The organism is Mariniflexile aquimaris (genome assembly GCF_042676825.1).
Taxonomy (GTDB): domain Bacteria; phylum Bacteroidota; class Bacteroidia; order Flavobacteriales; family Flavobacteriaceae; genus Mariniflexile; species Mariniflexile aquimaris.
On record NZ_JBHTIB010000002.1, the window covers coordinates 749,706 to 762,346 of the forward strand.

10 protein-coding genes and 1 tRNA gene are annotated in these 12,641 nt (G+C 35.1%); 7 read left to right on the plus strand and 4 right to left on the minus strand.

Translation table 11 applies throughout. The features are described 5' to 3' along the window. Window positions 1-746: 746 nt before the first annotated feature. Both lepA and ACFQ0I_RS03375 read right to left on the minus strand, forming a co-directional pair. A complete protein-coding gene (lepA, locus tag ACFQ0I_RS03370; protein WP_379939332.1) occupies window positions 747-2,543 on the minus strand; it encodes a translation elongation factor 4 in 1,797 nt (598 codons plus the stop codon). A 58-nt stretch (window positions 2,544-2,601) separates the two neighbouring features. After that, a complete protein-coding gene (locus tag ACFQ0I_RS03375; RefSeq protein ID WP_379939333.1) occupies window positions 2,602-3,699 on the minus strand; it encodes a TolB family protein in 1,098 nt (365 codons plus the stop codon). Window positions 3,700-3,742: 43 nt separating this feature from the next. Here ACFQ0I_RS03375 and ACFQ0I_RS03380 point away from each other — a divergent pair, with 43 nt between their 5' ends. From ACFQ0I_RS03380 to dusB, 3 genes are all read left to right on the plus strand, one after another. Continuing rightward, window positions 3,743-4,966 carry a M28 family peptidase gene (locus ACFQ0I_RS03380; RefSeq protein ID WP_379939335.1) on the plus strand — a complete coding sequence of 408 codons (1,224 nt, stop codon included), beginning with the start codon at window positions 3,743-3,745 and terminating at the stop codon, window positions 4,964-4,966. A gap of 98 nt (window positions 4,967-5,064) precedes the next feature. Beyond that, window positions 5,065-6,195 carry a T9SS type A sorting domain-containing protein gene (locus tag ACFQ0I_RS03385; protein ID WP_379939337.1) on the plus strand — a complete coding sequence of 377 codons (1,131 nt, stop codon included), beginning with the start codon at window positions 5,065-5,067 and terminating at the stop codon, window positions 6,193-6,195. Window positions 6,196-6,276: 81 nt separating this feature from the next. Next, window positions 6,277-7,272 carry a tRNA dihydrouridine synthase DusB gene (gene dusB / locus ACFQ0I_RS03390; protein ID WP_379939339.1) on the plus strand — a complete coding sequence of 332 codons (996 nt, stop codon included), beginning with the start codon at window positions 6,277-6,279 and terminating at the stop codon, window positions 7,270-7,272. A gap of 506 nt (window positions 7,273-7,778) precedes the next feature. Here dusB and ACFQ0I_RS03395 read toward each other — a convergent pair. Together ACFQ0I_RS03395 and rbfA are read right to left on the minus strand one after the other, a co-directional pair. After that, window positions 7,779-8,984 (minus strand): ABC transporter permease, encoded by a 1,206-nt coding sequence (locus ACFQ0I_RS03395; protein ID WP_379939340.1) that lies wholly within the window; start codon window positions 8,982-8,984, stop codon window positions 7,779-7,781. Window positions 8,985-9,070: 86 nt separating this feature from the next. After that, window positions 9,071-9,475: a 30S ribosome-binding factor RbfA gene (gene rbfA, locus ACFQ0I_RS03400; RefSeq protein ID WP_379939342.1), complete on the minus strand. Its 405-nt coding sequence runs from the start codon at window positions 9,473-9,475 to the stop codon at window positions 9,071-9,073. A gap of 458 nt (window positions 9,476-9,933) precedes the next feature. On the opposite strand from rbfA, the gene ACFQ0I_RS03405 reads away from it, so the two are divergent. The 4 genes from ACFQ0I_RS03405 (at window position 9,934) to ACFQ0I_RS03420 (ending at window position 12,452) form a co-directional block, all read left to right on the plus strand. Next, a tRNA-Ile gene (locus ACFQ0I_RS03405) sits at window positions 9,934-10,007 on the plus strand. A gap of 115 nt (window positions 10,008-10,122) precedes the next feature. Continuing rightward, window positions 10,123-10,803 (plus strand): hypothetical protein, encoded by a 681-nt coding sequence (locus ACFQ0I_RS03410; protein ID WP_379939344.1) that lies wholly within the window; start codon window positions 10,123-10,125, stop codon window positions 10,801-10,803. Between the two features lie 156 nt (window positions 10,804-10,959). After that, window positions 10,960-11,259: a helix-turn-helix transcriptional regulator gene (locus ACFQ0I_RS03415; RefSeq protein ID WP_379939345.1), complete on the plus strand. Its 300-nt coding sequence runs from the start codon at window positions 10,960-10,962 to the stop codon at window positions 11,257-11,259. Continuing rightward, window positions 11,256-12,452 carry a primase-helicase family protein gene (locus ACFQ0I_RS03420; RefSeq protein WP_379939347.1) on the plus strand — a complete coding sequence of 399 codons (1,197 nt, stop codon included), beginning with the start codon at window positions 11,256-11,258 and terminating at the stop codon, window positions 12,450-12,452. Before ACFQ0I_RS03415 ends, ACFQ0I_RS03420 begins: the two co-directional genes overlap by 4 nt. Window positions 12,453-12,641 lie beyond the last annotated feature (189 nt).

Consider the following 12,641-nt stretch of genomic DNA (forward strand, 5'->3'; position numbering starts at 1 on the left):
TTAAGAAATAGAATTGTGAATTAAAGATAAAAATATAGTCTAAATAAGGAATTTAAACAAGGGAGTTATTAACTATTTTAATTAATCGTAATTCCTGCGAAGGCAGGAATCTTTAAACTGGAATTTAAAAAACGTTGAGAAACGATCTTAATTATCACTATAATTAGCCATCCCATTTAGGAGATTCCTTTTTTCAAAGGAATCTCAAACACTGACCTTTAAAAAAGAGGAGTAACTATAATTACAATTAGAAATCCGCGTTAAGAGATTCCTTTTTTCAAAGGAATAGTTAGTCATTCAATTTTAAAACCGCCATAAACGCTTGTTGCATAAATTCCTGCGAAGGCAGGAATCTCAAACCTGACCTTTAAAAAAAAGGAGTAACTATAATTACATTCAGAAATCCGCGTTAAGAGATTCCTTTTTTCAAAGGAATTCTAAGTTAGTTGTTCAATTATAAAACCGTGATAAACGCTTGTTGCATAAATTCCTGCGTAGGCAGGAATCTTAAACACTGACCTTTAAAAAGAAGAGTAACTATAATTACAATTAGAAATCTGCTTTAAGAGATTCCTTTTTTTCAAAGGAATGCTAAATTAATCGTTCAATTTTAATACTGCCATAAACGCTTGTTGCATAAATTCCTGCGTAGTCAGGAATCTCAAACACTGACCTTTAAAAAAGAGGAGTACCTATAATTACATTCAGAAATCCGCGTTAAGAGATTCCTTTTTTCAAAGGAATAATTAATCGTTTAATTTTAAAACAGCCATAAACGCTTGTTGAGGTATTTCTACATTCCCCACTTGACGCATACGTTTTTTACCTTTTTTCTGTTTTTCTAAAAGTTTACGTTTACGCGAAATATCACCACCGTAACATTTGGCGGTAACATCTTTACGAAGTGCTTTAATAGTTTCGCGCGAAATAATTTTAGCTCCGATAGCTGCTTGGATTGGAATATCGAATTGCTGACGCGGAATTAACTCCCGCAACTTTTCACACATTTTTTTACCAATATTTTGAGCATTATCGGCGTGAATTAAGGCTGAAAGTGCATCAACAGGTTGCGAATTAAGTAAAATATCTAAACGCACCAGTTTTGAAGTTTTCATCCCAATCGGATGGTAATCAAAAGAAGCATAGCCTTTAGAAACGGTTTTTAATCTATCGTAAAAATCGAATACAATTTCAGCTAGAGGCATTTCAAAAGTTAACTCTACACGTTCGGTTGTTAAATACGTTTGATTTAATACAATACCACGTTTTTCAATACAAAGCGACATTACGTTACCCACAAAATCAGATTTTGTAATAATGGTGGCTTTAATATAAGGTTCTTCAACACGGTTTACGGTTGAAGGATCTGGTAAATCAGACGGATTATTTACAATAAATGGAACGTCTGGGTTTTTGTTAGTATAGGCGTTATACGACACGTTGGGAACGGTTGTAATAACCGTCATATCGAACTCGCGCTCTAAGCGTTCTTGTACAATTTCCATATGAAGCATACCTAAGAACCCACAACGGAAACCAAAACCTAATGCAGCAGAACTTTCTGGGATAAATACTAACGAGGCATCGTTTAATTGAAGTTTTTCCATAGAACTTCTAAGCTCTTCGTAATCTTCTGTGTCTACCGGATAAATACCAGCAAATACCATAGGTTTTACATCTTCAAATCCTTCTACAATGTTGGTGGTTGGTTTTGCGAAATCGGTAATAGTATCACCTACTTTTACTTCTTTGGCAGTTTTAATACCTGTAATTAAATAACCAACATCGCCTGTTTTTACACTTTGTTTTGCTACTTGTGTTAATTTAAGCGTTCCTACTTCATCGGCATAATAATCTTTATCGGTTGCAACAAATTTAATTTTTTGACCTTTTTTAATCTCACCATGAAAAACTCTAAAATAGGTTTCAATCCCTCTAAAAGAATTATAAACAGAGTCAAAAATTAACGCTTGCAATGGAGCGTCTGGATCGCCTTTTGGAGCTGGGATACGTTCAATAACTGCTTCTAAAATTTTATCAACTCCAAAACCTGTTTTTCCGCTGGCGTGAATAACATCTTCTGGTTTACAGCCTAATAAATCAACAATATCATCGGTTACTTCTTCTGGATTGGCACTTGGTAAATCGACTTTATTAAGAACAGGAATTATTTCTAAGTCGTTTTCTAGAGCTAAATAAAGGTTCGAAATGGTTTGTGCTTGAATACTTTGTGCGGCATCAACAATAAGTAACGCCCCTTCGCAGGCAGCGATAGAACGCGAAACTTCATATGAGAAATCTACGTGTCCTGGGGTGTCTATAAGGTTCAAAGTATATTTTTCCCCTTTATAAATATAGTCCATTTGTATGGCGTGCGATTTGATAGTAATACCACGTTCGCGTTCCAAATCCATGTTATCGAGTAACTGGTTTTGCTTTTCTCTTTCGGTTACGGTACCCGTAAAATCTAACAAACGGTCGGCAAGCGTACTTTTACCGTGATCGATATGTGCAATAATGCAAAAGTTTCTAATGTTCTTCATAAAGGAATCTCTACTTAAAAAGATGCTGCAAAGATAGTTTAATTATTTTCTAAAATCCTCAATCCTGCCATTCAGCTATAAATAAATTGGTATCGCGTCCGCCTCCATTGTTTCTATTTGAAGAAAATGCTAAATATTTACCATCGTTTGAAAACACCGGAAATGCATCAAAGGTATCGCCATGTGTTACACGCTCTAAGTTTTTTCCATCGATATCTATTAAATAAAGATTGAAAGGAAAACCACGCTCTGCTTCAAAATTTGATGAAAATAATATCTTTTTGCCCGAAGGATGAAAAAACGGACTCCAGTTCGCATTTCCTAAAAAGGTTAGCTGTTTTAAATTGCTACCATCGGCATTACAAATATAAAGTTCCATATCGGTAGGTTCTACAAGACCTTCGGCTAATAAATCCTTATAGTCTTTAATTTCTTGTTCTGTTTTTGGACGGGACGAACGGAAAATAATTTTTGTGCCGTCTGGCGAGAAAAAGGCGCCGCCATCATAACCTAATTGGTTTGTTATTTGTTTAACATTGCTGCCATCTAGATTCATAGTATATAATTCTAAATCGCCACTTCTCATAGACGTAAACACAATTTTATCGCCTTTTGGCGATACGGTAGCTTCGGCATCATAGCCTTTTTCGTTGGTTAATTGCTTTACGATGTTGCCTTGTAAATCGGCCATAAAAATGTCGAAACTATCGTAAACAGGCCAAATATATTTGCCGTTTTTCCTCAAAGGTGTTTCAGGGCAATTGTCATCAGCTAAATGGGTTGAGGCATAAATAATATGTTTATTATCTGGCAAAAAGTAAGCGCAGGTAGTACGTCCTTTTCCAGTACTTATCATGGGTGGCGCTATACTATCAAAGGATTCGTCGCGGTTCATTAAAAACATTTGGTCGCAACTTACATTCCATTTCGAGAAATTAGACTGGAAAACTAATTGTTTATCGTCGAAACTCCAATATGCTTCAGCGTTATCGCCTCCATGTGTAACTTGACGAATCGATTTAAAATGAATTTCTCCCGGATAAATCAATGAGTCAGTAACAGTTTCGATTTCAGCGTTTTTATCTACGTTGGTTTTTACCACTTTTTTACAAGCAATAACCACAAAAAGTAATGCAACAATGTATATGCGTTTCATAGTAAATATTAACTAAATTTGTACAAAACTAACATATATACATATGAAATATAGCATTATACTCGTTTTTTTCATCATTTTAGGCGCCTGTAAAAATGTAGATTCTAAAGTAATTTCCATAAAGGAAGATGTAACATTTTTGTCTGATGATAAGTTAGAAGGACGTCAAACAGGTACCAAAGGCGAACAAGCTGCGGCCGATTATATTGCAAACCGATTTAAAACTTTGGGATTAGCACCAAAAGGCACCGAAGGATATTTGCAAAAATTTTCATTTAAACCTAAAACCAATCCGCATCAAGTAGTTACATACACTGTTAAAGATGGCGATAGCACCATTACAGGAATTAATATTGTTGGGTTTTTAAATAATAAAGCGGAAAACACCATAGTTATTGGGGCGCATTTTGACCATTTGGGCTACGGAGCAGAAGGGTCGTTACACCGCGGGGAGCGTGCCATACATAATGGAGCAGACGATAATGCCAGTGGGGTATCGGTGCTGTTAAATTTGGCTAGTAAACTTAAAAATGCTAATACCAATAATAACTATTTGTTTATTGCTTTTTCGGGTGAAGAAATGGGCTTGTTAGGCTCCAATTATTTTGTAAAAAATCCGACTATCGATATTAAAAAAGTCAATTACATGATTAATATGGATATGGTTGGTAGATTAAAAGCCGATAGTACACTGGCTGTTTATGGTGTAGGAACGTCTCCAATCTTAAGGCAAACCTTAAAAGCACATAACACGAAATTTAAACTTATTGATAAGGAATCTGGTGTTGGCCCAAGCGATCACACCTCGTTTTATAATGCAGATATTCCGGTGTTGCATTTTTTCACTGGTCAGCATGAAGATTACCATAAACCCAGTGATGACGCCGATAAATTGAATATTGAAGGCATGGAGCTAATTTCAAACTATATTTTCAATGTTATTTCAGATTTAGACAATAATGGCAAATTAGCGTTTAGAAAAACAAAAAATGAAAGTGAAAATGTGCCGCGATTTAAAGTGGGTTTAGGGGTGATTCCCGATTATTTATTCGATGGAAAAGGCATGCGTATTGATGGAATTAGCGAAGATAAACCTGCACAAAAAGCAGGATTACAAAAAGGAGACATCGTTATAAAAATTGGCGACAGCACCATTGTAGATATGATGAGTTACATGCGCGCTTTATCTGCTTTCGAAACAGGGCAACGAACCAAAGTAGTTGTAGATAGAAACGGAAAACAAGTGGAGGCCGAAATAGAGTTTTAACTAAGTAATTCATTTTCAGTACTTTTGTTAAGCTTTTAATGGCGATTTAGCGCCAATATTTTTTATAGTAACTTTGGAGTTAACAAAAAAATAAGCTTATGAAAATTACCTTTTCGCTATTTGTTTTTGTTCTAGGAATGTTGGGAGCTATGGCTCAAATAAATGGTGCTGCAACAAAATTTGCATTACCTAGTGGTTTAAATGAATCTTCCGGCGCTATTTTTTTCAATAATAGACTCATTACCCATAACGATTCGGGTGGCGAAACTAAGCTTTACGAACTCGATACAATATCTGGAATAATTCAAAGAGAAGTCACCATATCTAACGCCACAAATGTAGACTGGGAAGATCTTGCCCAAGACGAAAACAGCATATATATTGGAGATATTGGAAATAATAACGGAAACAGAACAGATTTAAAAATATACAAAATTAACAAAACCGATTATTTAAGTTCTACTTCTGTTGCTGCCGAAACTATTGCGTTTAGTTATGCCAATCAGGTCGATTTTACTTCAAACACCAATAATACAGAGTGGGATGCCGAAGCACTTGTTTGTTTTGATAATTCTAATTTAATGCTGTTTAGTAAAAACTGGGTGAATGGCACAACGTTGGCCTATTTAGTTTCTAAAACTCCGGGTAACTATGCTTTAAATCCTTTGGCAACATCTTTAAACAGTGGCGGATTAATTTCAGGAGGCAGTTTTAACCCATATACTGGAAAACTTTATTTAGTAGGATATACTCAGGCACTTCAACCCTTTGTATGGGTTAGTGAAAATTACAATAGTAACGATATTTTTTCGGGAACAAACACCCAAACCATATTAAGTGTGTTTGGAATGGAACAAGCAGAAGCCATTACCTACGTAAATGCGAACAGGTATTTTATGACCTCAGAATCATTTTCGCAATCCTTTGGTGGCCTTACTTTTTCAGACAACGCGAAAGTCATGGCATTTAACACCAACGATGCTACTTTGTCATCAAACATGGGATTTATAGAACATAAAAATATAATGTATCCAAATCCCGTAGATACATATTTAAATATGCAACACCCAAATATCGATTTCATAGAAATATGCGATATCAAGTCGGTACAGGTTTATAAAGGAGATGATGAGGTTGTAGATATGAGTGCTTTTAGCAAAGGCGTTTATGTTGTAAAAATTAATTTTAAAGATCAGACTTCAAGGTTAGAAAAGCTCGTCAAAAAATAAATAGTTTCAAAAATATACCCGAGATTTCTTCAATGTTTTATTTTAATTAAAAAACCTTAATTTTGCGCAAAATAAATTTACTTGGTAAAAATAGATAACATAGAACTTCCAGATTTTCCATTGCTGTTAGCGCCCATGGAAGATGTTAGCGATCCACCGTTTCGTGCCTTGTGCAAGGAGCAAGGTGCCGATGTAGTTTATACCGAATTTGTATCGAGCGAAGGCTTAATTCGTAATGCCGCAAAAAGCGTTATGAAGTTAGATATTTATGAAAAGGAGCGTCCGGTTGGTATTCAAATCTTTGGAGCCAATTTAGAAAGCATGCTGCAAACCATAGATATTGTAGCAGAATCTAAGCCAGATATTATCGACATAAATTTTGGTTGCCCAGTAAAAAAAGTAGTAAGTAAAGGCGCGGGCGCGGGCATTTTAAAAGATGTTTGCCTCATGGAACAACTTACTGCCGAAATGGTAAAACGCACCAACATTCCCATAACCGTAAAAACGCGTTTAGGGTGGGATCACGACTCTATTAGAATTGTTGAGGTTGCCGAAAGATTACAAGATGTAGGTTGTAAAGCCATTGCCATACATGGCAGAACGCGCGCACAAATGTATAAAGGCAATGCCGATTGGAAACCCATTGCCGATGTTAAAAATAACCCACGAATGCACATTCCTGTATTCGGGAATGGCGATGTAGATACTCCCGAAAAAGCTGTAGAAATGCGCGATAGCTACGGTTTGGATGGCGCCATGATTGGGCGCGCCAGCATAGGGAATCCTTGGTTTTTTAAACAAGTAAAACACTTTTTTAAAACCGGCGAACATTTAGCGCCAATTTCTATAGAAGAACGTGTAGAAGCTGCTCGCAGACACCTGCAAATGGCCATAGCTTGGAAAGGTGAAACATTGGGTGTTTTCGAAACCCGTCGCCATTATACCAACTACTTTAAAAACATTCCACATTTTAAAGAATTACGAACAAAAATGGTAACCAGCGACCAACCGGAAGATGTTTTTGCAGCTTTTGATGAGGTGCTGGAACAGTTCGCAGATTTCCAATTTACCGAGTAGTTTTTGGGCAAATGGCAAGCCACCGCGCTTTCCGTTATAGTTTTGGCTCGATGCACGCCTCGCCAAAAGCTACCACTGCAATCGCTTTTGCAAGCTAAAGACCTTCGATGATGGTTTATGCAAGTAAAATGTACACAGACTACATTAGTTTTAAAACCCTTCCGTCTTTCAATGCTGGGGCATTGAAATCCACCTTCCCTTGTTAAGGGAAGGAGTTTAGTGATTAACTTAAATAGAATTTATTTTAAAGAAGATTATAAATAGGAAGTAAATTCTCCTCCTTTTAAAGGAGAAGTGGATTCATCTCGATGCGTCAGGAATGAAATCGAGTTGGTTTTTTTAAAAATAAAATAAAGATTATAAAGAAACCGATTTTATCGAATTAACAACAACTTTGGCAAACACCGCGAGAAGGATTGAACAATTGTTTGAGCTCTTTTTTGTTTTTCACAAAAAAAGCGAGTTGTGAAAGCCTGTTTGCCATTTTTTATGGCAACTCGCCCAAATTAATGCCCTTCTACTAACGATTTTGAAATTCGTACCGAGGCTATTTTAGAAGCAATAATGCCTAAAACCGAAATGGTGACAAATACGAGTAACAAATTTTCGGGTTTTACCGTAACAGGATAGGGTAGCGACGGCGTTATCATAACCAACGAAAATGTTTTTTGAAGAAAGATAATTATTAAGCTTACAATTAAACCAATAAAGCCGCCTACAACACTCATTAAGCTACCTTGAAAAAAGAAAATTCGGCGAATATCTCTTACGGTTACCCCTATGTTATATAAGGTGTTTAAGCTTCGTTTTTTGTCGAGCATCATCATAATTAAAGACCCTATTACATTAAAAAACGCAATAATTAATACCAGCGTAAAAATTAAGTAGACCGCTAAGTTTTCTGTATTGAGCATTTTGTAAAGCGCATCGTTTAATTGTGCGCGGTTTTTTAAAACTACTTTTGCGCCTAAAATGTCTTGAATTTTTTGTTTTACAATGGTTTCATCCGCACCTTCTTTAAGCTTAAACTCAATAGCCGAAATTTGATTGGGCTGATAATTCAGTAAGTTTTGAGCTAAATCTATAGAAGCAAATACATATGAGTCGTTAAGTTTTTCGTTAACAAAAAACACACCCACACTAACCGTTTTCACACTATTAAAGGCGTTTTTGGTAGAAGTAATTTGTCCGGTGCCTGGTTTTGGAACATATATGTTTATGGGTTTTGTGAAGTCTAAAATGCCAAGCGATAAATTATTAGAAATACCCCAACCCACTACTATTTGTCGCGATTCTTGTTCTAACCAATTGCCACGATCAATAACAGAATCAATGGTTACAACATTCTGAAATTGGCGGTCAACTCCTTTTAATACAACTAATGCGTTTTTATCTTCGGAGGAAATTACAACACGCTCTTCAACAATTTTCGAATAATGAGCAATATCTTCTAATGTGTTAAGTTTCGCAATTTCACTTTCGGTTAAAATAAAGGATTTTCCTTTGGTGGTTTCGGCTTTTAAATCGGGATCAACAACACTAGAAAATTGCAGCGTAAAATCTTTTAAACCAGCGAAACCAGAAAGTACAATAAATAAAGAAGCAGCACCTAGAATAACACCAACAATAGCTATTATGGTAATAAAATTAATGGCATTGTTGCTGCTTTTAGAGCGTAAATAACGTTTGGCTATGTAAAGAGAAACATTCATAAATTCTAGTATTACGAAAAATATTTAGTTTTAAGAATGTTTAAACCAACCATAAAAAACAATAAAATTTAGGGTTAAAAGTTTAATTACGATTTTTTTCTTTTATCTAGAATACTTGGGTCTTTAATAGGGTTTTCTTCACCTTTTAAAGATTTATCTATTTGGTCGATATACTCTAAAGAGTCGTCTATAAAAAACTCTAAGTTAGGCATGCGTCTTAGCTGGTGCTTGGTGCGTTGCGCTAATTCGTGACGAATTAATGGCGTGTTAGATTTTATACCAACAAGCAGTTCTTTGGCTTTATCGTTAGGAAAAATACTTAGGTATACTTTAGCTACGCCTAAATCTACTGTTACTTTTACTTTTGAAACCGATATTAAAATACCGTGCATACCGCCTTGTGTGGCAGCGCCTTGCAGTACTTCAACCAAATCGCGTTGTAAAACCGATCCTATTTTTTTTTGTCTTTGACTTTCCTCTACGTTACTCATTTTAAAGCTTTAGAATGCAAAAATACGGTTATTTAAAGATTAAATTACTGTTGAGTTGTAAATTTTGTATTGTTCTGTGAATTGCTATTTTTTTAATCATATATAAATACGATTTGTAAATATTATAAATCGAACCAAAAATCGGCATTTGAAAAGAGCGTTTGATTAAGTAAACAGACATCAATTTAAGCGAATATGGCATCGTGATTTGAAATAATGGCGGCTTTTATAAAATGTGTAACAAAAAATGAATTTGGTATTTTAAGAAAATTAAACAAAAAGGATGTTGATAATTAGCGAGTTGATTTTTATATAATAACCCTACTAAGGGTGTACCATTAAAGCTTTGTGAAGAATTTATTTTAAAAGAAAAATTTTCTTGTAGAGTTATAAAAATAGTATTAAATTCGCAGCCAATTTCAATAGGAACACTATTTAAATAGTTTTTCTGCGAAATCGGTCCTATAGCTCAGTTGGTTAGAGCACCTGACTCATAATCAGGTGGTCCCTGGTTCGAGCCCAGGTGGGACCACGTCAACAAAGACAAGCCTTTCAAGAGATTGAAAGGTTTTCTTTTTTTACACCAGTACAACATCTGTACAACAATTGCTCTTACTTTTGCTTTCATTTATTCTTATCTTTATGATATGGAACGATTAGGTGAAATATTGGCAAGTCGGCTATATAAAAGCAGAAAGGATTTGAAACTTCTTTGGCTTAGGCATTCTTCGTTAACAACAAATAGACTTTCTGCTGTCGTAGTAATTATCTTTGGCATATTACCATTGACCCTTTATTTTTTAATTTCCACTTCTACCTATTCTCTCATTCAAGTTATAGCAAGTTATCTATTTGTTATCTTGTTGTTCAGTTTGACCTTATTACTAGTGATTACATGGTTCAAATCCGAGGTATTGTTTAAAAGCAATGTTCAAGGCTTTACTTTTTTGCAATTGTCTATATCAAAAATTGATACTGTTTTTTTTGGTTTTGATAGTTATGATATTGAAAACCTTCTTAGACTGGTTAATGGACTACCCGCAGAACAAAAAATAGTAATCAGGGAAACCCCAAAGAACAAACAAACAGGAAACATTCGCTTTTTATTTACTTTTTTGGATTTGATAATTCGTGGCGGAATCTTTAGGATGGACACAAAACCCAAAGAGTCATTGAATATGCTCATCTCCGAAAGGTTTACGTTTCAAGATGCTGAAATTAATCCAAGCACACTTCCTTCCAGTTATTCAAAATGGTGTTCCAGCACTAATGAAGGTAAGTATGATGATGTGCGAAAAGACATTTCTAAAGCATTAGGTATCGCCTAATAGTTATACTTCTTAATTTTTATAAAGAAAACTTAGAGCAATTCTAAAGCAATCGTTATTTCTCTATTGTTTTTACTGTATTTAACGTCATAAGTTTGTCTTGTACAATCATTGTAAAAGGCCTTTTACTCATTATTAATTCTTAATAAAAAGATTATGAATGAGCAAGAAAATGTGGTGGACTTATTGAAGGATATCAAAGGTCTGCTTTCACACACCAAAAAAGTATTCAACATCGATGACCTTGTTAAATATACAGGTCTATCTAAGAGCAAGATTTACAAACTCTCCCAGTTAAAACTCATACCAACAGGTAAAAACAAGCACATCCGTCAACTATTTTTCAGTAAAGAAGAAATTGATAACTGGCTTTTAGGAGAACCCAACCTATCCGATGAATTTTTAGAATTGCAGTTCAATGAACAACTTCTGCGGAATAGAAAACCAGGATTATGAAAGATACCACATACATCCGAGTTGGAACGAGCTATTATAAATTGGTACATGTTCCAACTATTGCTGGGCATTTTAACGAAATTATTGTGCCGTGGACACTGGAGACAATTCGACAAGATCATGGAAGAAGTTTTATTGGTACAATTAAAAAATATGATGGATTCACCTGTATTCCGAGCCATGTTCACTTTGAACAGGAATGTCATGGTTTCTACAACACCTATGCTCCTTTACCTCATAAACTTGAAGAAGGCGATTTTCCTTATACTTTAGAATTGTTGCATCATATTTTCGGTGAGCAGTTGAATATAGGGATGGATTATTTACAGCTGTTATTCGAAAAGCCTATCCAGATATTACCAATACTTTGCTTAGTCTCCAAAGAACGGTCTACAGGCAAGACTACCTTTCTAAAATGGCTAAAAATGGTTTTCGATAATAATTTGACCTATTTAACCAATGATAGTTTCAGTAGCCAATTCAATGCAGATTGGGCGAATAAGCTTTTGATTTGTATAGACGAGGTGCTTTTCAACAAAGAAGAATTGACAGAACGGATTAAATATCTGAGTACTACCAATTTCAATAAACTAGAAGCTAAGGGGAAAGACAAAAGAGAGGTAGAGTTCTTTGGAAAGTTTATTCTTTGTAGTAACAACGAGGATAATTTTATTAAGATAGATAACAATGAAACTCGTTTTTGGGTATTAAAGATACCTTCCTTAAAAAAAGAGGAAACAAGATTTCTAGAATATTTGAAATCTGAAATAGCAGCATTTCTTTATCATTTGCGACATCGAGAATTAATTAGTCCCAATAAAACCCGGATGTGGTTTTCGCCTTCACAAATTAAGACCAAAGCTTTGGAAAACTTAATGCAGAACAACAGAAATCGTGTAGAGAAGGAACTTGCAAGTATTATTTTTAGTGCCATGGAAACCTTGGAGTTAGAAGAAATACGTTTATGCCCTCTAGATGCTCTTCAGCTATTGAGTCGCACCCGTATCAAAACGGATCTTACTCAATTGAGACATATAATTAAAAAGGATTGGAAACTAGCGAATCAAAAAAACTCAATGGCCTATAGGAAATTAATGATCTGGCAGGACGGAGGGATGGGGTTGACTGATGCTAAGGGAAGATACTATTCCATAAACAAGGATTTTTTGATGGAGCATTTTGGTGAGGCCTAGCAAAAAGATGAAATGATGACTAAATGATGACATGGAAATGTATTGTTTACAGGTAATACAAGCGGTTACTCATCATTTCTAATTATAAACGCTGATGAAAAAGAAATACACCCACCAAATCATTATTTTTTTGATGAAACGATGACAGAGTCTTAGAATCCTAGTGTTTAAAAGGTCTAAGACTGTCAT

Bases quoted from the DNA above. Each gene is read 5' to 3' on its own strand.
- lepA (WP_379939332.1), bottom strand. From the start codon at position 2,543: ATGAAGAACATTAGAAACTTTTGCATTATTGCACATATCGATCACGGT.
- ACFQ0I_RS03375 (WP_379939333.1), bottom strand. From the start codon at position 3,699: ATGAAACGCATATACATTGTTGCATTACTTTTTGTGGTTATTGCTTGT.
- ACFQ0I_RS03380 (WP_379939335.1), top strand. From the start codon at position 3,743: ATGAAATATAGCATTATACTCGTTTTTTTCATCATTTTAGGCGCCTGT.
- ACFQ0I_RS03385 (WP_379939337.1), top strand. From the start codon at position 5,065: ATGAAAATTACCTTTTCGCTATTTGTTTTTGTTCTAGGAATGTTGGGA.
- ACFQ0I_RS03395 (WP_379939340.1), bottom strand. From the start codon at position 8,984: ATGAATGTTTCTCTTTACATAGCCAAACGTTATTTACGCTCTAAAAGC.
- rbfA (WP_379939342.1), bottom strand. From the start codon at position 9,475: ATGAGTAACGTAGAGGAAAGTCAAAGACAAAAAAAAATAGGATCGGTT.
- ACFQ0I_RS03410 (WP_379939344.1), top strand. From the start codon at position 10,123: ATGGAACGATTAGGTGAAATATTGGCAAGTCGGCTATATAAAAGCAGA.
- ACFQ0I_RS03415 (WP_379939345.1), top strand. From the start codon at position 10,960: ATGAATGAGCAAGAAAATGTGGTGGACTTATTGAAGGATATCAAAGGT.
- ACFQ0I_RS03420 (WP_379939347.1), top strand. From the start codon at position 11,256: ATGAAAGATACCACATACATCCGAGTTGGAACGAGCTATTATAAATTG.